The following is a 19,283-nucleotide window of genomic DNA, read 5'->3' as shown; positions in this document are numbered from 1 at the left end:
TAACAAAACCCATCTGAGGGGGCGTCGTCCGGGGTGGGTGACGCATGACAATCGAACGCTTAACGGTTCGCGCTTGGCGCGAGGGCCGGAGCGCGCTTGCAAGCATGCATGGCGGCGCGTGGCGCGGATTCCGTTGCGATGATAAGGCCTTGGACGCGCTGCCAATTCGTAACTTGGGCGCGAGGGGCGGCGCATGAGGTGGTTTCTTTGGCTATTGCTGGTGGTCGCGCTCATCACGGGCGTGCTCTACGGCGTTGGCCGCTTCCTGCTGCCGAACAATCTTGAGGTCACCCGCACTGCCTCGATCGAGCGCCCGCGCGCTTCGGTGTTCGCCATGATCAACGATCTCAGGATCGCCAAGGAATGGTCGCCGTATTACGCGCGCGACCCTGACGCCGACTACGCCTTCAACGGCGATCCTGGCGAGGGCCAGTCGATGCGCTGGATCTCCAACGTCCGCGAAGTCGGCCGTGGGCGGATGTCGATCGTCAGCTCCAGCGAGAACGAAGAAGTCCAGTCAATCCTGGAAATGGGCGATCGCGCGACGCTGAATTCCGTGATCGCGCTGCGCCCGGGTGAGAACGCTACGTCGGTGGCGTGGACCGTGACCGCTGACTGCGCGGAAGGCGCGGTGAACGTGCCGTGCCGGTACATGAATTTGATCATGCGCGGCGCCGTTGGCGCCGAGCTCGAAAGCGGCTTGACCCGGCTGAAGACACTGACCGAGCAATTGCCCAACGTGAACTTCGAGGGCCTCTCGCCCCAGTTCGACACCATCGAACCGCAGAACTTCGTCTACTCGGTCGTTGAAACCTCCGCCGTCGATCTGACCGAAGTGAACCGCGCCGAGGCGATGGGGCTTGAACAGGTGCGCCGCTTCATGAGCGAGTATCAGCTCACTGAAGCAGGGCCGCTGGTGCGCGTCGTCACGGAATACGATCAGGCCACCAACCGCATGAGCTTCCGCGTCGGCTATCCGTTCTCGGGGCCGACGCCGCTCACAGTGGTCGGCGTGCAACTCGGCCAGACGCCATCGGGTGAGGCCATGCATGTGCTGGTGGAAGGCTCACGCGCCCAGGTGCGCACGGCCTACGCGCAGATGAACGCCTACATGCAGGCCCACCGGATTGCGATGCGTGAGAACGGTCTGCCGTGGGAAGTCGTACACAACCAGGGCGCCGTCGATGGCTCAACGCCGACGCGGCTCGAAATCTACATGCCGCTGCAATAGTCGGCAGTCGGCAATCGGCAGTCGGCAGTCGTGAAATAAAAACTCCCCGGACCTGCGCCCGGGGAGTTCGTTTTTGAGTCATCCGACTGCCGATTTCCGACTGCCGACTGCCGATCTTAGTCGTTGACCTTCAGGTTCACAGCCTTCGGACCCTTGCCCTTGGTGTCGGGCAGGGTCTGGAAGTTCACGCGCTGGCCTTCGACCAATTGCGTCAGGCCGGCGCGCTCAACGGCACTGACGTGCACGAACACGTCGGCGCCGCCGCCGTCCGGCGTGATGAAGCCGAAGCCACGCGCGCCGTTGAAGAACTTCACAACGCCGTCCTGCGGATCACCGAGAGGCTGACGCGGAGGACGATCGCCGCCGCCGAAGCCGCCGCCGCCTTCACGCGGGCCGCTGCGGAATCCGCCGCCGCCACCGCTGCCACCACCGCCGCCGCGATAGCCACCGCCACCGCCGCCGCCGCCGCCATAACCGCCGCCGCCACCGCCGCCGCGATATCCGCCGCCGCCGCCGCCACGGTCACCACCGCCGCCGCCGTAGCCGCCACCACCGCCGCCGCCGCGATATCCGCCGCCGCCACCGCCGCGATCACCACCGCCGCCGCCGAAGCCGCCACCGCCGCCGCGATATCCGCCGCCGCCATAGCCGCCACCGCCGCCGCCACGGTCACCACCGCCGCCGCCACCGCCCCGGTAGCCACCGCCACCGCCGCCGCCGTAACCACCGCCGCCGCCGCCGAAGCTGCTGCCGCCGGTGTCACCGCCGCCGAACTCGGGCGTGGGTTCTGCTGTCTTGTCGCGGCGTCCCGCGCGCTTGTCCTTCTTGCGATCGTCGGTCTTGTCGTCGTCGCCTTCTTCGTCGTCGAAACTCATTTCCACTTGTCCTGATTATGGCTCTTGGCGAACGCCAAAAGCCGCGCGCACGCCTATGCGCACGCACGTCACCGCGAATTTCAGCTTTGCTGGGGATTCAAAAACTTGCCGCACGCCGCGGAACTTCGCACCACTTGCTGGCAACACGCCAGCTTCTCACCCTGCGCTTATGAGCGAGGGGTTTCCCCCACGCAAGCGGCAAATCAAGGGTTTACACGGGATTCATCTCGATTTGCGCGGCCCTGCGCTCTTGGCGCGCCACGATCCGGGAGACGATGTAGGCGCCGATCAGCTTTGAGATGATGCCTGTCAGAATCGTGCCCCAGGCGAAAATGCCGGGCACGACGAGAGACGCCAAACCGATGAAGGCGATCTGATCAATCGGCGCGCCGACTGCGCTTGAGATCAAAATGCGCTGGGAGAGTGGCCGCTTGGTGAAGGTGTAGACCGCCCAATCCGCCGTTTCGCTGATCAGGAAGGCGACGCCGCTCGCCACCACGATCACCGGCCACGCCGTCAGCGTCGAGAGCGCCAGCCCCACGACCATCGCGCCCAGAATCCAGTGCTTGATCTCGCGCTGCGCAAAGTCGCGCACCACCAGTACGAGGCCGGTGACGATGGTGAAGGGATGCCAGGCGCCGCCGCCGAGGTTTTCCGGGATCGCGATGGTGTCGATGCCGGCGAACGCCCAGTTGATCAGCGGCATCAACCCAACATAGAGCGCCGTCCAAGGCCGCTTCATCAGGAAGATGACAAGCACCGTCGCCGCCACGATCGGGATGGCGATGTGAGGCTGCTGCAGGAAGGCCAGCGCGGAATCGAAGGTCATGCGCGCTTCATGCGCATGGCCAGGCTAGTCAGGCAAGCGCCAGTCCGGCTGCGGCCCAACCTCTGGTTTGCCGCGCATAAGGACGTACTTGATTGCGCGCGCCACCGCGTCGGGCTCCGTCGGCTTGGGGATGAAGTTCAGGCGCAGCTTTAGGTCGGAGCCGGACAGGTAGCCCGAAGAGACAAACACCTCCATGCTTGGGAACGTGGCTTCCAGCAACGCCGCTAGACGAAGCCCATCGATCGGTCCCGGCATGAGGATGTCGGTCAGCAGCGCATCTGGCTCGACGCCGGTGTGGACGATGTCCAGCGCCTCCGCGGCGTCGCAGGCCTCGATGACGGTGAGCCCGGCCCGGCGAAAAGCGGCGGCCATGGCCATCCGGATCAGCGGCTCGTCTTCGACAACCAACACGATTGGCTGTCGCCAGTCCTCACGGTGCTCGGCGGCGTGCGACATTGATGGGCGTCCCTTCCCAGCGGGATTAACTGGAGAGGGTCTGGGCGGTTCCAGCCGCGCTGCGGTTCCTCCGCAGTTGACGGCGGCGTGACAGATGTCACGGCGAGCCGACGGGCGGGCGCCTAGCTTTCATGCATCGCAACGACGCGATGAAATTCGAGCCGGGGAGCACGCCATGTCGAGGTTTTACAGTTTGATCGCAGCGGTTGCGGTGTTCGTGCCGGCCGCGTTTGCGACGGTGAACCAAGCCGCGATGATCGTCGCCTGGTAGGGCGACGCTCGTGGCAAGGGGGAAGGGCGCGGAGCAATCCGCGCCCTTTTATTTGTAATTCCAAATGGCCGAAGCCGTTGTTGAAATAGCTAGAGTCATTCCAGACGGCCGGAGGCCGATCTGGAATCCAGGGCAACCGCTCCGTCGTTGGCCCTGGATTCCAGATCACGCTCCGCGTGTCTGGAATGACTCTAGGAACTTAATCGCCAGCCACCTTGGCCCTTAGTCAGCGCGTCGGCCAGGAACGGCAACGCGTCCTGCAGCGCTTCGCGCAGGCCGAACGGCGGATTGATCAGCAACACGCTCGATCCAACCAGCCGTCCCTCCGGCGTCGGCGCGGCGACCCACAAATCGGCGCGGAGCATTTCCTTGACGCCTTGCGCGCGGGCTTCAGCGTCGGCGGCGTTGAGCGCGCTCTCGCTCTTTAGCGGCCGCCACCACAGATACATGCCGTGGCCGAACCGCCTCAGCGACGGCCCGAGAGCGCGCGCAGCTTGCGCCAGTTCGTCCGGCGCTTCGTACGGCGGATCGATCAACACCAGTCCGCGGCGTTGCGGCGGCGGCAGCAGCGCGTTCAAGGCTTGCCAGCCATCGCGCTCGTGGACCTGTACGTTTCCGACGCGCGGCAGCGCACGGCGGAGCATTGCGTGTTCTTCCGGATGGAGTTCGCACGCGATCAGCACGTCCTCGTCGCGGAGGTTGGTGGTCACCAGCGCCGGCGAGCCGGGATACGTGCGCAGCGCGCCGTCGGCATTGAAGCCGCGCACGGCGTCCAGATAGCGCGCGACGAGCGGCGGCGGATCGCGCCAGTCCCACAGCCGCGCCACGCCGTCCTGCCATTCGGGGCTGCGCGCCGCTTCGGCGCCCTGCAGATCATAGAGGCCGCGCCCCGCATGGGTATCCAACACCGCGAACGGCGCGGGTTTGCGCTTCAGCGCATCCAAACAGTACAACAGCACGGCGTGCTTCAGGACATCGGCATGGTTGCCGGCGTGGAAGGCGTGGCGGTAGTTCACGAGCAGCGCTTAGCGGGAGTGAAGCGAATGGCCAAGGTCCTCGGCGTCGGCGGCATCTTCTTCAAGACTCAGGACGCCGCCGCGCTGCGCGAATGGTACGCCCGCGTGCTTGGCCTTGAGATCAGCGATTGGGGCATGTTTTTCACTCCCGACATGGTCAAGGACAAGCCCGGCTCTGGAACTGTGTTCAGCGCCTTCAGCGCCGACTCCGATTATTTCAAACCGTCCGAGAAGGAGTTCATGTTCAACCTGATCGTCGACGACATGGACGGCATGCTCGCCCGCGCTAAGGAGGCCGGCGTCTGGCCGGTGAAGCAACAAGAAGAGTCCTATGGGCGTTTCGCCCACATCATCGATCTCGAAGGCCGCAAGATCGAGTTGTGGGAGCCGAAGCCGACGCCGGAGCAAACATGAACGCGTTGCGCGACAATATTGAACGCCACCGCTACGAGCTCGACGCGCCTGAAGGCATGTCGTGGGCCGACTATCGCGACATTGGCGGCGTTCGGGTGATCATGCACGTGGAGACACCGGTGGTGGCGCGGGGGCGCGGCTATGCGTCCAAGCTGATGGCGGAAGTGGTGTCCGAAGCACGTGGCACGAGCCGGAAGTTGCGCGCCAGCTGCGCCTTCGCCGTGGCGTACTTCCGTAGGCACCCAGACACGGCTGACGTTCAGGCCTGAGGCGTGGCCTCGGTCTGGTAGCCTTTTTCCTTCCACGCTTTCATGCCGCCATCGAGCGCGACGGCGCGGGTGAAGCCCATCCGCCGCAACGTGGCGGCCGCGAGGGTCGAGATTTTGCCGACCTCGCAATAGGTGACGATCCGCAATGTCGGATCGGGTAGGGCTTCGTTGACACGAAGCTCCAATTGGCCGCGCGGTAGATGTTTGGCGCTCGGGATGTGCGCCGCGTCGAACGCATCGCGTTCGCGCACGTCGAGCACGATGAAATCGTTGGCGCCGGCTTCGACGCGGCTCTTCACTTCCTCCATCGACATGAACGGGACTTCGGCGGCGGCCTCGCTCAAAAGCTGCGCGACACTAACGCCGCCGCTCATGTTCACGCGCAGCGCTTCCGTCAAATGCTCCGGCATAGAGAGCGAGAGGGTGCGCATCATCTCGACGAACTCGCCGCGGTCGCGCTTTTGCAGCCGTGGGTTGGAGCGGAGCTCTTCTTCGATCGTAGAGCAGGTGCTGCCCTTGTACACGTGCGCCGGATAGATGCGGAGATCGGGGCTGAGCTTCAGCAGCTTGTTGAAGAGCGAGTCATAGAGCTGCTCGGGGTCGCCCGTCGGCAGATCAGTGCGGCCGGTGGCGCCAATCAGCAAGGCGTCGCCGGTGAAGACGCGGTCGCTAGCGACCAGGCTCATGGAGTCGCGCGTGTGTCCCGGGGTGTGCAGCACGGTGAGCCGAATATTGCCGACCTTGATCACATCGCCTTCGTCGATCCGAAGATCGACATAAGGCGCCGGCGACAAACGATGCGCGATCACCGGCACGTCGAGGATTTCGCTGAGCTGCTTTGAGGCGCTGAAGTGATCGGCGTGGGTGTGGGTGTCGATGATGTACTGGATGCGCACGCCGTGTTGGGCCGCGAGAGCCCGATAGCGGTCGATCTTGCGCACTTCCGGATCGATCAGCGCGCCGACGCAGGCTTCGCTGCAGCCGATCAGGTACGATTGGCAGCCGCCATTGGCGACTTGCTCGAAAATCATGGACGTCTCCTTAGAGGGGAGAGTCCTACTTTCGCAGCGCTCGCGCAACCGCTGCCGCCCAGGGCGGGGCGGTTGCAGCGCAGCATTAGCCCTTCGGTTGCGGCACGATGCGGAGGTACGGCTTCACCGTGGTCCAGCCTTCGGGGAACCGCGTCTTGGCTTCGTCGTCCGACACTGCCGGCACAATGATGACGTCCTCGCCGTTCTTCCAATTCACCGGCGTCGCCACCTTGTGCTTGGCGGTGAGCTGGATCGAATCCACCAGGCGCAACACTTCATCAAAGTTGCGGCCGGACGACATCGGGTATTGCAGTGTCGCCTTGATCAGCTTGTCCGGGCCGATGATGAAGACGGTGCGCACCGTTGCGTTGGTGGCGGCTGTGCGGCCCACGCTCGTATCGCCGGCATCGCCCGGCAGCATATCGTAGAGCTTGGCGACGTTGAGATGGCTGTCGCCGATCATCGGATACTGCACGTCGCCGCCCGTGACTTCCTTGATATCGCCGCGCCAGCGTTCGTGATCGGTAACGGGGTCAACCGACAAGCCCATCACCTTCACGTTGCGCTTGGCGAATTCCGGCTCAAGCTTGGCGAGATAGCCGAGCTCGGTGGTGCAGACCGGCGTGAAATCTTTCGGGTGCGAGAACAGGATGGCGTAGCTGTCGCCGATCCAATCGTGGAATTTGATGCGGCCTTGGGTGGTCTCGGCTTCGAAGTCGGGAGCTTTGTCATTGATGCGCAGAGCCATGGAGGTCTCCTTTGCGGGCCAAGCGGCCCGATAGCACGGCGACGCGGGCGCCGCTAGGAAAAGCCGTGCGCGCGCTTGGGCTCTTGAGATGGGGAGCAAATCGCGCGAGGCAACGGATGTTGGCGGCGGAGGTTGACCTTGAAGCGCATCGTCTCGTGGTTCGGCGCCAATCCGTTGCGCCCGGCGATCGCCTGCATCGCGCTGATCCTGGTGCTCGGCTCGTTCGCGCCGATATTCACGCCGCCGCGCGAGGACCGGAATTGGTATCCGTACCTCAGCCACACGACTGACGTCACAATCAACACTGACGACTTCGCGGTCACGCCGGTAAGCGATTGGAGCTACGACTGGGGCCGCGAAACCGCGACTACATACACCGAAGCCTCCTATCGCTTCGACCAGCTGCGCAATGTCTGGTTCATGATCGAACCGCAGCCGGGCTCGCAGCTCGCAGCTCACACGTTGTTGCTGTTTGAGTTTGAGGGCGATCGGCTGCTTGGGCTCACCATCGAAGCACGGCGCGAAGAGGGCGAGGAGTACGATGCGCTGCGCGGGCAGTTCAACGCGTTCGAGCTCACTTACATCTGGGCGTCAGCGCGTGATCTGTTGATCAGGCGCGCGGTGATGCTGGATCACGAGGTGTTCGTGTATCCGGTGGCGATCACCGATGCGCAAAACCGCATGCTGCTGGCGAACTTGCTCCACCGCACCGAGTCCTTGGAAACGCAGCCGCGCTACTACAACACGGTGGTCTCGAACTGCACCAATGAGCTGGCGAAGGCTGCCGGGTTCAGCTGGGCGCCGGCTTATATTCTCACCGGCCGCTCTGATGAGTATCTCTTCCGCCGGGGCGTCATTCCGGGCGAAAGCTTCGACGACGCGCATCGGCGTTCCGACGTGACGACGTTCGTTCAGTCTCTGAACCAAGCGCCGCCGCAGGTGTTCGATGCGGAGTTGCTTGCCGAGTTGCGCCGGCGATTCGAGCAGTAACCGCCACCCATTCCCGGGGCTCGGCGCAGCCGAGAACCCGGGACCCATTGACCCTAGCTTCTCAAGAGATGCGCGGACCGAGCCGAGCCTTTCGTCGACGCGCCTGAGTCAATGGGTCCCGGAGTTGGCGCTGCGCGCCAATCCGGGAATGGGTGTTGAGGGCAATTTTCTTATTTCGAAGCCTGGATCAACGCATCACGTTCAGCGCTCGTCAGCGCACGCCACGAGCCTTCCTTCAGATCACCAAGCTTCAGCGGCCCGATGCGCAGGCGCAGCAGATCGTTCACCTCAAGCTCAACCAGCTCACACATGCGCCGGATTTGGCGCTTGCGGCCTTCGTTGAGGATGAAGCGCAAGCGTTGCGGCTCAACGTGTTCGATCTTCGCCGGCTTCAGCTGCTTGCCGTCGAGCGCGAGGCCGTGGCGGAGCAGGGCGAGTTTGCGGTCGGTGATCTGGCCGCTGACACGAACCAGGTATTCCTTGTCGAGCTTCGACGTTTCGCCGATCAACGCTTTCGCCAACACGCCGTCTTCGCTCAGCAATAGTAGCCCACGTGAATCTTGATCGAGACGCCCGAGCGGTGCGAGGCTTGTCGTTTTGGTCGGCAATGTATCGGCAATGCCGACCAGGTTCTCTTTCGTCAAAAGGCGCGCGGCGGGGACCTGTCCCGGCTCGGGCTGCGCGGAGACATAGCCAATCGGCTTGTTCAGGACTGCCGTGATCAGCGCGCCCGCGTCGGCCTTGGCGACTTCGATCGTTTGTCCCGGCTCAATCTTTCGCCCGGCATCTTCCACGCGCTGGCCATCGATCCGCACCGCGCCATCCGCGATCAACGCTTCCGCTTCGCGGCGCGAGCAGACGCCTTCGCTGGCGAGCCATTTGTTGACGCGCAGCGGTTCTGCGCCGGTGTAGGTTTTTCGCCAAGTCACGCCGCTTGTTAGCGGCAGGTGGCGCTCTGACGCAATGCGCGCAGGCGCGCGACGGCCATGGGCTGGATCTGGCGTTCGTCGCGCATACACGCTAGTTGCGAATAGAGCGCGATGGCGCGGGTCCGCTCGGCTTCCGTGCCGGAGCGGAGCATGTCGGCCAGGTTGAACATCGAGGCCGGGTAATTCTGCTGCGCGGCGCGTTCGTAGAGTGTCTTGGCGCGGGCTTCGTTGCGGGGGACGCCGATGCCGTCGCGGTTCAACGTCGCCAGCATGTGCAGCGCATCGACTTGGCCGCGCTCGGCCGCGCGTTCGAGATACGGCGTAGCTGCTGTCGGATCGCGGGGGCCTGCGGAGCTGTCGCGGAGCCAGCGGGCGTAGAAGAACTGCCCGCGTGGATCGCCGCGTTCGGCGGCGGCCAGAAAGAGCCGTCCTGCTTCGGCTTGCGATTGCGCCGACGCTTCGCCGGCCAACAGTTGCGCGTAATCGATCTGCGCCGGCGACCAGTTCAGGCGCGATGCTTCCGCCAGGCGTCCGCGCGCGGTGGCTTCGTCGATGCCCGCATGCGGCGCGGTGCGGCGGAGCACCCAGGAATAATAGAGCCCGGCTGCGTTGTGCTGTTCGGATGACGCATCGCATTGTTCGCGGGCGGCGGTTGGGCTCGGCAGGAAACCCTGTGCGCCGGCCATGTGACCCAGGCACGCGAGAGCTTGCGCCGAGGCTTCGCCATCCTGCGCGCGACGCTTGATGTCGGTGGCGACGGTTTCGTTGATGCGCGCGGCGGAGGCTTGCCAGGTTTCGCCTTCCAACATCGCCGCTGTGATTGTCGGCGTCGTCGGCGTAGTGGTGGCTGATGTGGTCTGTGCTTGCGCGGGCGCAGCGTCTGCTTGCGTGGTCGCGACCAGGAATGTGCCGGAGCGAACGGCCTGGATCAGCCGGCCCGTGCCGAAGCCCAATGCGAAGAGCACCGCCACGCCAAGCGCAAAGACGCCGAGCGTTCGCGCTTGCTTGCGCGCTGGCGTCATCGGCGGATTGAGGATGGCGGCGCGGGCCTTGATCAACGCGTCGGAGAGCGCTTCGGGTTTGGCCTTCGCCGTGGTGAACTTTTCGAGCTCGGTGACCAGCGCCTGGAAGCGCTCCTTGAACGCATTGCGGTCGCGGATGGCGAGATCGATTTTGGGCGCCGTTTTGAACAGCTCCGGCGTCGCGCCGCTTTTGTACTCGGCCGAGATCAGCTTCTTGCGCTCTTGGGCCATCACGCCCAGCGCCGTCACCCAAGGCGCCGCGGCCGCCGCCGGAGACCACAGCGCCACTAGGGCTTTGCTCTCCTCCGCCGTCTTCGCGATTTCGGCTTCGACGGGCGTGCCGGAGGCGACGTCCAGGCCCAACGCCTGAAGCGCTTCCGCCAAGCCGCGTGCCTGGGCCTCCTCGCCCGGCGCCGCAGCTATAAAGACCTCCGCCATTCCGCTCCCTCTCGCCCTGGTAGAACAGAGCCGGACGCGCCATCGTCAAGCGGGATCGCTGAACATTGCTGAGGCTTAAGCTGATAAGGCAACCAGCTGGCTGTTGAGGAAATTCTCGACGCCGTGTCGGGATGCGCCTTATGGCTGCGTCCTTGGTTCGATGAGGCCCACACCGATGCTCTACGCGCTGCTCTGCTACAACGACGAAGCCACCGTCTTTGCCTGGTCCAAAGAGGAAGACGACGCCGTCATGGGGCGGCTCGATGTGGTGCATCAGAAGTGGGAAAAGAGCGGCAAGCTGAAGCCCTCGCTCCGCCTGCTGCCGACCTCGGCTGCGACCACACTTCGCAAGAAGGACGATGCGGTGCTCGATGGACCGTACGCGGAGACAAAGGAGCAGCTGCTTGGCTTCTACATCATCGATGTCGAGAGCCTGGAGGAGGGCCTGGAGTTCGCGCGTGAGTTGACCGTGGCCAACCCCGGCGGCGCCTACGAGCTGCGGCCTATCATGCTCTACAACCCCGGCTCGCCGGTGGAGCAGCGGTAGGCAATGGCGGACATGGCCTGGATCGATGCGGCGCTGGTCTCGGCCCGCCCCCAGGCTGTCGCGGCGCTGCTGCGGTATTTCCGCGATTTGGATTTGGCGGAGGAAGCGTTTCAGGACGCTTGCCTCCGGGCATTGAAGAACTGGCCTGGCAACGGCCCGCCGCGCGATCCGGCCGCTTGGCTCATTATGGTTGGCCGCAACGCGGCGATCGATGTGACCCGGCGGCGGGCAAAGCAAGCGCCGCTGCCGGATGAGGATCAGCTTTCGGATTTGAGCGATACCGAGGCTGAGGTCGTTCAGAAGTTGGATGAAGCGGACTATCGCGACGACGTTTTGCGGTTGCTGTTCATTTGCTGCCATCCGGACTTGCCGCAGATTCAGCAGATCGCGTTGGCGCTCCGCATCGTCTCCGGTTTGAGCGTGAAGCAGATCGCGCGCGCGTTTCTGGTTGGCGAAAGCGCGATGGAGCAACGGATCACGCGGGCCAAAGGCAAGGTCGCCGGCGCTGGTGTGCCGTTTGAGGCGCCGGATGCGGTGGAGCGAGGCGAGCGCTTGGCTGCGGTCGCGGCGATGATCTATCTGGTGTTCAACGAGGGCTACTCCGCCGGTAGCGATAACGACGAGCGCGCCGCATTTTGTGATGAAGCAATCAGACTCGCGCGGTTGTTGTTGCGGATGTATCCGGCGGAGCCGGAGATCATGGGCTTGCTGGCGCTAATGCTGTTGCAGCATTCGCGGATCGCGGCGCGGTACGACAAAGCTGGAAACGCTATTCTGTTGGAGGACCAGGATCGGTCGCAGTGGAAGAGGGCGCCGATGCAGGAAGGCTTGGCGCTGATCGAGAAGGGGATGCGGCTGCGCAGACCTGGGCCGTATCAGATTCAGGCGGCGATCGCTGGCGTCCATGCGCATGCAAGTGTGGCAAGCGAAACGGATTGGGTTGAGATCGAGGGGCTGTATCGGGCGCTTGAAGTGCATACGCCTTCGCCGGTGGTGACTTTGAATCGTTCGGTTGCACTTTCGAAGACTGAGGGTCCGGAAGCTGCACTGGCGTTGATCGATCCTTTGGCGGATCGATTGGACGGGTATTTCTATTTTCACGGTGTGCGCGGTTCTTATTTGAAAGAGCTGGGGCGCTCGAAAGAGGCGCGGGAGGCGTTCAATCGCGCGATCGCTTTGGCCAATACGCCGTCGGAGGCTGCGCATATTCGGCAGCATTTGGATTCGTTGTCGGCGCACAAATAATTCGTCGCCTTGTCGGTCTTCTCTGAGGTGGTTCGTCCTAGGTTCAGACAACAGGAGACGACGATGTCACATGAACTGAAGATCGAACTCGAACTCGATGCGCCGGCGGAGAAGCTCTATCGCTGCTACACCGATCCCAAGTTGTTGCAGCAATGGTTCGCGCCGAAGCCTTGGACGATCAAAAGCGTCGACAGCGACGTTCGCCCCGGCGGCCGCTTCAATTTCGTGATGGCGTCGCCGGAGGGCCAGGAGTTTCCGAACAAAGGTCTCTTCCTCGCGGTTGAACCGAATAAGCGCCTCGTCACGACTGATGCGATTACGCCGGATGAGTTCCAGCCGTCGGGGCCGTTCATGGTGGCGGAGATTACGTTCGAGGATCTCGGCAACGGCAAGACCAAGTATCGTGCTGTTGCGCGGCATTGGTCGGAAGAGACCAAGAAGCAGCACGAAGAGATGGGCTTTGAGCCGGGTTGGACGCAAACGGCTCGGCAATTGGAAGCGCTGGCGAAGACGATTTGAGCGCGGTTTTGGCGACCCCAAATGGGGCCGCCGTTTGCCTTTGGACCCCCGAGCGCCCATATGTCCTGAAAGACAGCGCCGCTCCGTCGCGCTTTCTCTCCAGAAAAGGGCATTCCATGGCGCAGACTAAGTTCAGCGTCGGCCAACGCGTTTCCGTCAGCCGCGGAAACTCTTTCGGTTCGGCCGGCGGTTTTTGTTCGGTGGTGACGCCGCTGCCGCGCGATTCAGGCCCGCAGCAATATCGTGTGCGCGGTGAGGGCGAGAATTTCGACCGCATCATCGACGAAGCGCGGCTGGAATCCGTGCAGTATGACTAACCGTCCGGAACCACGGCCGCCGCAAGCGATGGCGGTGACGCTGAAGTACAAGGACGCGCAGGAGGCTCTGCTGCGCCGGCTTGGTCAGGCCGTGGTGTTGCATTGGGACCAACTGCCGGACGATCTGCAGGATCTGCTGATCGACCAGGCCGCGATCGTGCAGGATCGCGACGAGACCGCGCACGAAGCGGGCGACATCGAGTCGTTTATTCGCTCGGTGAAGACGACGGCGATTCCGAAAGAGACGCCGCCGGCGAAGTGATGCCGCTCAGCTTGTATCGGCTACCGGCCACGCCCTTTGCGCGCCGGCGTCGAACACGTCCCAGTCATCGACGCGGTGCTGCGCCTCCTCCGGTTTGCGGAAGAGTTCGCGGATGCGGTGCGGCAGCGCGTGGAGTGCGCGGGCGAGACGGCGGGCGTAGCGCTCGGGATTGTTGAAGACGCGGATCAGGGCTTCGTAGCGCTCCGCGAGCGGCCAGGCTGAGCGGAAGCGTATGGAGCGCCGGCGTCTCGCCGGCATGTTTGCGTCAGGCCCAACCATTTGCCAGCGAGGACGCCGGCGCTCCATAGGAGCGAAGCACCGAAAACTCACGCGCCAAGCTTCCGGTTTGTCGGCGTCGAAGCCTATCGCTTTGCGCGTGCGCTTGCGCTTCTCGTGCAGCAGCGGGCGGGTGTTGGGTTTGGGGAAGACGCTCGCTTCGATCAGGAGCAGGCGCCGCAGCATCGCTTCGGCGCAGCGAATCCAGGACGCCATCAGTGTGTGCGCGGCGCGCGTGAGCGTGTGGTCGGCGGCGACGTCCTCGGGCGCGCCGAACAAGGCGTAGAGCGTGTGCATGAACGCCTCAGCGACACGCCAGAGCGCGATCGGCGCGTGGCGTGTCGGCGGTGGGGAGGGGGCTGCTGAGGCGTTCATGCGGGGCGCAGTGTGCGGGTGCGCGCAAGTGGGTCGGATAGATTTTGTGTGGGTGCTTGATTTTGTTGGGCGGGAACGGTGTTGGGGCGTGGATAGAGGTGTGTGTATCCGCGCATTCCCCCTCTCAGCATCATGCTGACTTGCGGTGAAGACGAGAGGGAACATGCGATGTGTCGGGAACGATGCGGCTCGCACGTTCTTGGGTAGTGAGGCGCGAAATCTCGCGCATTTCCCCCCCGGAGAACATCATGCAATTCCTAGCGCTCTACACCGCCGATTCTATGGGTCCGCCCGACGCCGAACACATGAAGAAAATGGGCGCGCTGATCGACAAGCAGAAGAAGGCCGGCAAGCTTATCTCCACCGGTGGGCTCAAACTGCGCGACAAGAACGGGCTGCGCATTCGGCAGAAGAACGGCGCGGCGACGATCGAAAACGGCGGCGCGGCGTGGGCAGGCGCGACAGGTTGGGCGCTACTGCAAGCGGAAACGCGCGAAGAGTTGGTCGCCGACGTCAAGGAATTCCTCGCCGTCGCCGGCGATGGCGTATCGGAAGTCATCGAGATTTCCGACGCGCCGCCGGAAATGAAATCGTGATCATGCGGCGCTAGCGCGCTGCGTCTCCTCATACTTGAACCTCCCCTTGAGGGGAGGGGGCAGGGGGTGGGGTGATGCGTATTGTTTGTGATTTCGTCTACGCAGAACTTTTGGTGTCGGTGATTCACCCCGCCCCCAACCCCCTCCCCTCAAGGGGAGGGGGCTTTGCGCTTATCTAAATCCGGATCAAGTTTCTGGCCTTCATCCAGCTGCACGCCGAAGGTGTTCAGCATCATGCTCACTTGCGTGTATTGGCCGGCGGTGAAGACGGCGTCCATGCATTGTTTGTCGGTGAAGTGGGCTTTGAGTTTGGCCCAGGTTTCGGTGCTGACGAATTGGTTGGCGTGGAGTTCGTCGCAGGCGGCGAGGAGGGCGGCGTCGGCGGGTTGCCAGAGCGGCGCGTTTGCGCCGGCTTTGATCGCGGCGATTTCGTCTTCGCTCATGCCGCCGCGCAAGCTGATGCGCACGTGCTGCGTCCATTCATAGCCGGAGCGGCAGAGATAGCCGGTGCGCAGAATGACGATCTCGCGCTGTCGCGGCGTCAGCGAATTGTTGCGCAGGATGTACGTGCCCCACGCGAGGAACGCTTTCAGCGCATCCGGCGCGTGCGCGAGCGTGCGGAAAATGTTGAGCGGCGGCGTGCCGGGATAGGACGCAGGCGCGAGCGCTTCGCGTTGCTCGGGGGAGAGCTCTGCGTCGGAGAGGGGTGCGATGCGGGGGTGGGGGAGGTGCATTTAGGTCGCAAAATCGTCGTGGTGGTCGGGCTGGCCGTGCGGACGCGCGAAGTGGCAGACGTTCGCGGGACCATCGTAGGTGAAGAGAAACTCCCGCAGCACCGAGCGCCCGATCAAGACACTGTAGTTGATGCGCTCAATTTTCGGCGCGAACATACGGTCTAGCCGCTTGAAGCCGAGTTGCGGGATTTCGAGGACGCCTAGGAAGACCGCGACTTGGATTGGTCCGCCGACAGTGCCGATCGTGCGCTGGTCGATCTGACGAAGCTTCAGCGCGTGTGCGATGCGATAGTCGATGCACGTGTCCGAGGCGCCCGTGTCGATCATCGCGCCGTGTTCGAGAAAGTCAGGGACGTCTTGTTCCGGCGCCGCCTTGGGCTCGCGGTGAACGATGACATCGATCACGATGCCTTCGATCGTGATTACGGGACCGGGCGCCTGCGAGAGCGGATTCACGCCGCCTCAACGACCACAAGCGGGATGTGCGGAATGTGCTCCTCGGTGTGGCGGATCAGGAAGTCTGCGGCGCCGAGTTTGTCCAACGCGAAGGTTGCTGCGTCGTCAAACTCTTTGAACGAGCCCTTAAACTCGGCGCCGACGAAGACGACCCAGCTCGGGCCGTGGTCTTGGAGGAGGCGCGGTCTTTGCGCGTGAAACGCGGAGATCGCCTCGGACATGTCCAGTTCAGCCATGACTTCCTCGTCGTGTCAGAAGCCCCACCGATTCGGTTGTTCTCATGCGCCGCGATACCAGAGTCTTAAGGTAGAGTCTGAGCCGTTCCGGCGCCAGCCCAATCGGCTGGGCGAAAATAGCTACATGAACTTGCGGCGGCGGAAAGCGGAAACGTCCTGTTGGGAAAGCGCGAACCACTCACCGTTCAGCCGTTTCTCGGCGAAGCGACCATGCCAATACTTCTCGATTCCGATCGGGTCGTCCGTCTTAATCTCGTGGACGATGGCGGCCTTCTCGGGAAGTTGGATCGCCAACTCGCGCTCTCGCCTTCCCGTGGAATTGGATCTTCCAATTTTATAGTGCCGACCGCTTCTCAGCAGATACACAAACCCGAAGGGCGCATCGCTCTGCACGTCCGTTGCCTCGCAGAGCTTTTCGGGGAGCAAAGGCAATAGGGCGGTGATGTCGGAGTATTCCGAGCGCTCCAACGCAAACTGGCGCAGTCGCTCCGTGATCGCGTCGAAGTCTCCCATTCGCAGGAAAGCCTCGACGCCAGGTATCGCAGCATTGCTTCGTTTCGCGACACGCAACTCGCTCACAGTCGGACGATGACCCAGCATTCGCGTCAGGCGAGCGAGCTGTTCAAGCATCGTCTCATCTGAAATCGCTGCATTGCGCTCATTTGGCATGAGCCCAGCTTCTTTCTGCGCGTCGGAAAATCGCGGCCAATACCTTTGCCATTCGTGTGGGCGAATGCCGGTTTCTTGTTCAAAGCGCTTCGCTCCTAACGACGCGCCTTCATTTTCCGACGCCGTTCGCTGCAGCTCGGAAACTATGTGCGATTTAGTGAACTCGCCGGACATCACGGCCCTTTCCGCCGTCGTCCGCGATACGCGTTGCGCTTCGGCTTCACCGTCGCCCCCGTCAGCGTCGCCCGGCTCGTCGCCACGGCTTGCTCCACGTTTTCGCGCAGCGTTTCTTGGCGGGCTAGCGGATCGTCGGCGATGAGCAGTTCGGTTTCTTGTAGGCGTTTGATCTCGTCGCGCAGCCGCGCGGCTGTTTCGAACTCCAGATCGGCGGCGGCGTCTTTCATTTGGCGTTCTAGGTCGGCGATGTAGCCTTTGATGTTGTGGCCGATGAACGGGGTGGTGTCTTCGCCGACGCCGCGGCCGCGCTTGTCGCCGCCGGCGCCGCGTTTCCAGGCCATCGGGTCGCGCGGGTCGATGGTGAGGCTGTCTTTTTCGTAGACGCTGTCGAGGATGTCCTTGATGTGCGACTTGATCGATTGCGGCGTGATGCCGTGTTCGAGATTGTAGGCGTGCTGCTTCTCGCGCCGGCGCGATGTCTCGGCCATGGCGCGCTCCATCGAGCCGGTGACGCGGTCAGCGTAGAGGATGACCTTGCCGTCCACGTTTCTCGCGGCGCGGCCGATGGTTTGCACCAGGCTGGTCTCGCTGCGCAGGAAGCCTTCCTTGTCGGCGTCGAGGATGGCGACGAGGCCGCATTCGGGGATGTCGAGGCCTTCGCGGAGGAGGTTGATGCCGACGAGGACGTCGAAGGCGCCGAGGCGGAGGTCGCGGATGATTTCGATGCGCTCGATGGTGTCGATGTCGGAGTGCATGTAGCGCACGCGCACGCCTTGCTCGTGCATGTACTCTGTGAGGTCCTCGGCCATGCGCTTGGTGAGCACGGTGACGAGGCTGCGATAGCCGCGCTTGGCGACCTCTTTCACCTCGGCGATGACGTCGTCGACCTGGCTGTGGCCGTGCGCTTGCACGGGGCGCACTTCGACCGGCGGGTCGATCAGGCCGGTGGGGCGGATGACTTGTTCGGCGAAGACGCCGCCGGTGCGGTCGAGCTCCCACGGGCCAGGCGTAGCGGAGACGTGCACGGTCTCGGGCCGCATGCGGTCCCATTCCTCGAACTTGAGCGGGCGGTTGTCCATGCACGAGGGCAGGCGGAAGCCGTACTCGCTGAGCGTGGATTTGCGGCTGAAGTCGCCTTTGTACATTCCGCCGATTTGCGGGACGGTGACGTGGCTTTCATCGGTGAAGACGAGGGCGTTGTCGGGGAGATATTCGAACATGGTCGGCGGCGGCTCGCCGGGTTTGCGGCCGGTGAGGTAGCGGCTGTAATTCTCGATGCCGGCGCAGGAACCGGTGGCCAGCATCATCTCCATGTCGAAGTTGACGCGCTGCTCTAGGCGCTGCGCTTCTAAGAGCTTGCCGTTCTCGCGGAAGAACGCGAGGCGGTGCGCGAGTTCGTCTTTGATGGAGCTGACGGCTTGTTCGAGCGTGAGCTTGGGCGTGACGTAGTGCGAGTTGGAATAGACTTTCACCACGTCCATGGTCGCGGTCTTGCGGCCGGTGAGCGGGTCGAACTCGGTGATGCTCTCGATGGTGTCGCCGAAGAAGCTGAAGCGCCAGCAGCGGTCCTCCAAGTGCGCGGGCCAAAGCTCAATGGTGTCGCCGCGAACGCGGAACATGCCGCGGGCGAAGCCGGCTTCGTTGCGCTTGTACTGGAGTGCGACGAGGGAGCGGATCAGTTCTTGCGCGCCATACTCCTCGCCGACCTTCACGGTGAAGGTCATCGAGGTGTAGGTCTCGACGGAGCCGATACCGTAGATGCAGCTGACCGAGGCGACGATGATGACGTCGTCGCGTTCGAGGATCGCGCGCGTTGCGGCGTGGCGCATGCGGTCGATCTGCTCGTTGATGTTGGATTCTTTTTCGATGTAGGTGTCCGTGCGCGGCACGTACGCTTCGGGCTGGTAGTAGTCGTAGTACGAAACGAAGTACTCGACGGCGTTCTCCGGGAAGAACTGCCTGAACTCGCCGTAGAGCTGGGCGGCGAGCGTTTTGTTCGGCGCGAGGATGAGAGCCGGGCGCTGCACCTTGCTGATGATCTGCGCCATCGTGAAGGTCTTGCCCGAGCCGGTGACGCCGAGCAGAACTTGGTCTTGTTCCTTGCGCTGGATCCCATCGACCAGTTCCGCGATCGCGGTGGGCTGATCGCCGGCGGGTTCGTAGTCGGAAACCAGGTTGAAGCGCTGGCCGCCCTCGAGTTTTTCCCACGCGCGCTGAGGCCGATGCGGCGTCCATGCCGCAGCGTTAGCGTCGAAAACGGCGGCTGATTCGGCCACGGAATGGGGCGGAGGCGTGCGAGGCATGGGCGCAAGGTAGGCGCCGTGACGACATTGCGCCAGTTGCCGTCATTGGTCG

At 63.5% G+C, this 19,283-nt stretch carries 24 protein-coding genes; 10 read left to right on the top strand and 14 right to left on the bottom strand.

Translation table 11 applies throughout. The features are described from left to right. The first annotated feature begins 193 nt into the window (after positions 1 to 193). Positions 194 to 1,231: an SRPBCC family protein gene (locus DSM104635_RS15980; protein ID WP_158767167.1), complete on the top strand. Its 1,038-nt coding sequence runs from the start codon at positions 194 to 196 to the stop codon at positions 1,229 to 1,231. A 116-nt stretch (positions 1,232 to 1,347) separates the two neighbouring features. Here DSM104635_RS15980 and DSM104635_RS20100 read toward each other — a convergent pair whose 3' ends face one another. The 4 genes from DSM104635_RS20100 to DSM104635_RS15960 all read right to left on the bottom strand — a co-directional run bounded on the left by DSM104635_RS20100 (position 1,348) and on the right by DSM104635_RS15960 (position 4,678). After that, entirely contained in the window at positions 1,348 to 2,106 is a 759-nt protein-coding gene (locus DSM104635_RS20100; RefSeq protein ID WP_158767166.1) for a cold-shock protein, read from the bottom strand. A 211-nt stretch (positions 2,107 to 2,317) separates the two neighbouring features. Then, positions 2,318 to 2,935 (bottom strand): VUT family protein, encoded by a 618-nt coding sequence (locus tag DSM104635_RS15970; protein WP_228445724.1) that lies wholly within the window; start codon positions 2,933 to 2,935, stop codon positions 2,318 to 2,320. 24 nt (positions 2,936 to 2,959) lie between these two features. Continuing rightward, positions 2,960 to 3,391, bottom strand: coding sequence for a response regulator (locus tag DSM104635_RS15965; RefSeq protein WP_158767165.1), 432 nt, complete (start codon positions 3,389 to 3,391; stop codon positions 2,960 to 2,962). A 462-nt stretch (positions 3,392 to 3,853) separates the two neighbouring features. Beyond that, on the bottom strand, positions 3,854 to 4,678 hold the full coding sequence (locus tag DSM104635_RS15960) for a 23S rRNA (adenine(2030)-N(6))-methyltransferase RlmJ (RefSeq protein WP_158767164.1): 825 nt from the start codon (positions 4,676 to 4,678) through the stop codon (positions 3,854 to 3,856). Positions 4,679 to 4,705: 27 nt separating this feature from the next. Between DSM104635_RS15960 and DSM104635_RS15955 the strand changes: the two genes are divergently transcribed. Both DSM104635_RS15955 and DSM104635_RS15950 read left to right on the top strand, forming a co-directional pair. Beyond that, complete coding sequence (locus DSM104635_RS15955; RefSeq protein ID WP_158767163.1) at positions 4,706 to 5,092, top strand: VOC family protein; 387 nt, start codon at positions 4,706 to 4,708, stop codon at positions 5,090 to 5,092. Further along, the gene (locus DSM104635_RS15950) at positions 5,089 to 5,361 is read left to right on the top strand and encodes a GNAT family N-acetyltransferase (RefSeq protein ID WP_158767162.1); all 273 of its coding nucleotides are present in this window, start codon (positions 5,089 to 5,091) and stop codon (positions 5,359 to 5,361) included. The genes DSM104635_RS15955 and DSM104635_RS15950 overlap by 4 nt, the downstream gene beginning before the upstream one ends. Here DSM104635_RS15950 and DSM104635_RS15945 read toward each other — a convergent pair. Together DSM104635_RS15945 and DSM104635_RS15940 are read right to left on the bottom strand one after the other, a co-directional pair. Continuing rightward, positions 5,352 to 6,392 carry an MBL fold metallo-hydrolase gene (locus tag DSM104635_RS15945; protein WP_158767161.1) on the bottom strand — a complete coding sequence of 347 codons (1,041 nt, stop codon included), beginning with the start codon at positions 6,390 to 6,392 and terminating at the stop codon, positions 5,352 to 5,354. The two genes, DSM104635_RS15950 and DSM104635_RS15945, sit on opposite strands and share 10 nt — an antisense overlap. Before the next feature lie 85 nt (positions 6,393 to 6,477). Continuing rightward, a complete protein-coding gene (locus DSM104635_RS15940) occupies positions 6,478 to 7,140 on the bottom strand; it encodes a peroxiredoxin (protein ID WP_158767160.1) in 663 nt (220 codons plus the stop codon). Between the two features lie 138 nt (positions 7,141 to 7,278). Here DSM104635_RS15940 and DSM104635_RS15935 point away from each other — a divergent pair, with 138 nt between their 5' ends. Then, positions 7,279 to 8,130: a lipoprotein N-acyltransferase Lnb domain-containing protein gene (locus DSM104635_RS15935; protein WP_158767159.1), complete on the top strand. Its 852-nt coding sequence runs from the start codon at positions 7,279 to 7,281 to the stop codon at positions 8,128 to 8,130. Positions 8,131 to 8,300: 170 nt separating this feature from the next. Here the strand turns inward: DSM104635_RS15935 and DSM104635_RS15930 are convergent, their stop codons facing one another. Further along, complete coding sequence (locus DSM104635_RS15930) at positions 8,301 to 9,059, bottom strand: pseudouridine synthase (protein WP_158767158.1); 759 nt, start codon at positions 9,057 to 9,059, stop codon at positions 8,301 to 8,303. 8 nt (positions 9,060 to 9,067) lie between these two features. Continuing rightward, the gene (locus DSM104635_RS15925) at positions 9,068 to 10,519 is read right to left on the bottom strand and encodes a toll/interleukin-1 receptor domain-containing protein (protein ID WP_158767157.1); all 1,452 of its coding nucleotides are present in this window, start codon (positions 10,517 to 10,519) and stop codon (positions 9,068 to 9,070) included. 175 nt (positions 10,520 to 10,694) lie between these two features. Between DSM104635_RS15925 and DSM104635_RS15920 the strand changes: the two genes are divergently transcribed. The 5 genes from DSM104635_RS15920 to DSM104635_RS15900 all read left to right on the top strand — a co-directional run bounded on the left by DSM104635_RS15920 (position 10,695) and on the right by DSM104635_RS15900 (position 13,409). Then, positions 10,695 to 11,066 carry a YciI family protein gene (locus tag DSM104635_RS15920; protein WP_158768125.1) on the top strand — a complete coding sequence of 124 codons (372 nt, stop codon included), beginning with the start codon at positions 10,695 to 10,697 and terminating at the stop codon, positions 11,064 to 11,066. A 3-nt stretch (positions 11,067 to 11,069) separates the two neighbouring features. Beyond that, entirely contained in the window at positions 11,070 to 12,311 is a 1,242-nt protein-coding gene (locus tag DSM104635_RS15915; RefSeq protein ID WP_158767156.1) for an RNA polymerase sigma factor, read from the top strand. A gap of 63 nt (positions 12,312 to 12,374) precedes the next feature. Beyond that, on the top strand, positions 12,375 to 12,830 hold the full coding sequence (locus tag DSM104635_RS15910) for an SRPBCC family protein (RefSeq protein WP_158767155.1): 456 nt from the start codon (positions 12,375 to 12,377) through the stop codon (positions 12,828 to 12,830). A 116-nt stretch (positions 12,831 to 12,946) separates the two neighbouring features. Then, positions 12,947 to 13,147, top strand: coding sequence for a hypothetical protein (locus DSM104635_RS15905; protein ID WP_158767154.1), 201 nt, complete (start codon positions 12,947 to 12,949; stop codon positions 13,145 to 13,147). After that, on the top strand, positions 13,140 to 13,409 hold the full coding sequence (locus tag DSM104635_RS15900) for a hypothetical protein (RefSeq protein ID WP_158767153.1): 270 nt from the start codon (positions 13,140 to 13,142) through the stop codon (positions 13,407 to 13,409). The genes DSM104635_RS15905 and DSM104635_RS15900 overlap by 8 nt, the downstream gene beginning before the upstream one ends. Before the next feature lie 6 nt (positions 13,410 to 13,415). Here DSM104635_RS15900 and DSM104635_RS15895 read toward each other — a convergent pair whose 3' ends face one another. Beyond that, a complete protein-coding gene (locus tag DSM104635_RS15895) occupies positions 13,416 to 14,060 on the bottom strand; it encodes a hypothetical protein (RefSeq protein ID WP_158767152.1) in 645 nt (214 codons plus the stop codon). A gap of 248 nt (positions 14,061 to 14,308) precedes the next feature. On the opposite strand from DSM104635_RS15895, the gene DSM104635_RS15890 reads away from it, so the two are divergent. Then, positions 14,309 to 14,656, top strand: coding sequence for a YciI family protein (locus tag DSM104635_RS15890; RefSeq protein WP_158767151.1), 348 nt, complete (start codon positions 14,309 to 14,311; stop codon positions 14,654 to 14,656). Between the two features lie 149 nt (positions 14,657 to 14,805). Here DSM104635_RS15890 and DSM104635_RS15885 read toward each other — a convergent pair whose 3' ends face one another. From DSM104635_RS15885 to uvrB, 5 genes are all read right to left on the bottom strand, one after another. Further along, positions 14,806 to 15,390 carry a carboxymuconolactone decarboxylase family protein gene (locus DSM104635_RS15885; RefSeq protein WP_158767150.1) on the bottom strand — a complete coding sequence of 195 codons (585 nt, stop codon included), beginning with the start codon at positions 15,388 to 15,390 and terminating at the stop codon, positions 14,806 to 14,808. Next, a complete protein-coding gene (locus DSM104635_RS15880) occupies positions 15,391 to 15,846 on the bottom strand; it encodes an aspartyl protease family protein (RefSeq protein ID WP_158767149.1) in 456 nt (151 codons plus the stop codon). Further along, the gene (locus DSM104635_RS15875; RefSeq protein ID WP_158767148.1) at positions 15,843 to 16,082 is read right to left on the bottom strand and encodes a hypothetical protein; all 240 of its coding nucleotides are present in this window, start codon (positions 16,080 to 16,082) and stop codon (positions 15,843 to 15,845) included. The genes DSM104635_RS15880 and DSM104635_RS15875 overlap by 4 nt, the downstream gene beginning before the upstream one ends. Before the next feature lie 120 nt (positions 16,083 to 16,202). Beyond that, on the bottom strand, positions 16,203 to 16,925 hold the full coding sequence (locus DSM104635_RS15870; protein WP_158767147.1) for a GIY-YIG nuclease family protein: 723 nt from the start codon (positions 16,923 to 16,925) through the stop codon (positions 16,203 to 16,205). Continuing rightward, positions 16,925 to 19,231 carry an excinuclease ABC subunit UvrB gene (gene uvrB, locus DSM104635_RS15865; RefSeq protein WP_158767146.1) on the bottom strand — a complete coding sequence of 769 codons (2,307 nt, stop codon included), beginning with the start codon at positions 19,229 to 19,231 and terminating at the stop codon, positions 16,925 to 16,927. Before uvrB ends, DSM104635_RS15870 begins: the two co-directional genes overlap by 1 nt. Positions 19,232 to 19,283 lie beyond the last annotated feature (52 nt).

This window comes from Terricaulis silvestris, from assembly GCF_009792355.1.
GTDB classification, from domain to species: domain Bacteria; phylum Pseudomonadota; class Alphaproteobacteria; order Caulobacterales; family Aquidulcibacteraceae; genus Vitreimonas; species Vitreimonas silvestris.
Note: the sequence above shows the minus strand (reverse complement) of the source record. Positions and strands in the feature narration are given on the sequence as shown.

Excerpts from the sequence above, each read along its gene's own strand:
- DSM104635_RS15980 (WP_158767167.1), top strand. The coding sequence starts at position 194 with ATGAGGTGGTTTCTTTGGCTATTGCTGGTGGTCGCGCTCATCACGGGC.
- DSM104635_RS20100 (WP_158767166.1), bottom strand. The coding sequence starts at position 2,106 with ATGAGTTTCGACGACGAAGAAGGCGACGACGACAAGACCGACGATCGC.
- DSM104635_RS15970 (WP_228445724.1), bottom strand. The coding sequence starts at position 2,935 with ATGACCTTCGATTCCGCGCTGGCCTTCCTGCAGCAGCCTCACATCGCC.
- DSM104635_RS15965 (WP_158767165.1), bottom strand. The coding sequence starts at position 3,391 with ATGTCGCACGCCGCCGAGCACCGTGAGGACTGGCGACAGCCAATCGTG.
- DSM104635_RS15955 (WP_158767163.1), top strand. The coding sequence starts at position 4,706 with ATGGCCAAGGTCCTCGGCGTCGGCGGCATCTTCTTCAAGACTCAGGAC.
- DSM104635_RS15950 (WP_158767162.1), top strand. The coding sequence starts at position 5,089 with ATGAACGCGTTGCGCGACAATATTGAACGCCACCGCTACGAGCTCGAC.
- DSM104635_RS15945 (WP_158767161.1), bottom strand. The coding sequence starts at position 6,392 with ATGATTTTCGAGCAAGTCGCCAATGGCGGCTGCCAATCGTACCTGATC.
- DSM104635_RS15940 (WP_158767160.1), bottom strand. The coding sequence starts at position 7,140 with ATGGCTCTGCGCATCAATGACAAAGCTCCCGACTTCGAAGCCGAGACC.
- DSM104635_RS15925 (WP_158767157.1), bottom strand. The coding sequence starts at position 10,519 with ATGGCGGAGGTCTTTATAGCTGCGGCGCCGGGCGAGGAGGCCCAGGCA.
- DSM104635_RS15920 (WP_158768125.1), top strand. The coding sequence starts at position 10,695 with ATGCTCTACGCGCTGCTCTGCTACAACGACGAAGCCACCGTCTTTGCC.
- DSM104635_RS15915 (WP_158767156.1), top strand. The coding sequence starts at position 11,070 with ATGGCGGACATGGCCTGGATCGATGCGGCGCTGGTCTCGGCCCGCCCC.
- DSM104635_RS15910 (WP_158767155.1), top strand. The coding sequence starts at position 12,375 with ATGTCACATGAACTGAAGATCGAACTCGAACTCGATGCGCCGGCGGAG.
- DSM104635_RS15905 (WP_158767154.1), top strand. The coding sequence starts at position 12,947 with ATGGCGCAGACTAAGTTCAGCGTCGGCCAACGCGTTTCCGTCAGCCGC.
- DSM104635_RS15900 (WP_158767153.1), top strand. The coding sequence starts at position 13,140 with ATGACTAACCGTCCGGAACCACGGCCGCCGCAAGCGATGGCGGTGACG.
- DSM104635_RS15895 (WP_158767152.1), bottom strand. The coding sequence starts at position 14,060 with ATGAACGCCTCAGCAGCCCCCTCCCCACCGCCGACACGCCACGCGCCG.
- DSM104635_RS15890 (WP_158767151.1), top strand. The coding sequence starts at position 14,309 with ATGCAATTCCTAGCGCTCTACACCGCCGATTCTATGGGTCCGCCCGAC.
- DSM104635_RS15885 (WP_158767150.1), bottom strand. The coding sequence starts at position 15,390 with ATGCACCTCCCCCACCCCCGCATCGCACCCCTCTCCGACGCAGAGCTC.
- DSM104635_RS15875 (WP_158767148.1), bottom strand. The coding sequence starts at position 16,082 with ATGGCTGAACTGGACATGTCCGAGGCGATCTCCGCGTTTCACGCGCAA.
- DSM104635_RS15870 (WP_158767147.1), bottom strand. The coding sequence starts at position 16,925 with ATGTCCGGCGAGTTCACTAAATCGCACATAGTTTCCGAGCTGCAGCGA.
- uvrB (WP_158767146.1), bottom strand. The coding sequence starts at position 19,231 with ATGCCTCGCACGCCTCCGCCCCATTCCGTGGCCGAATCAGCCGCCGTT.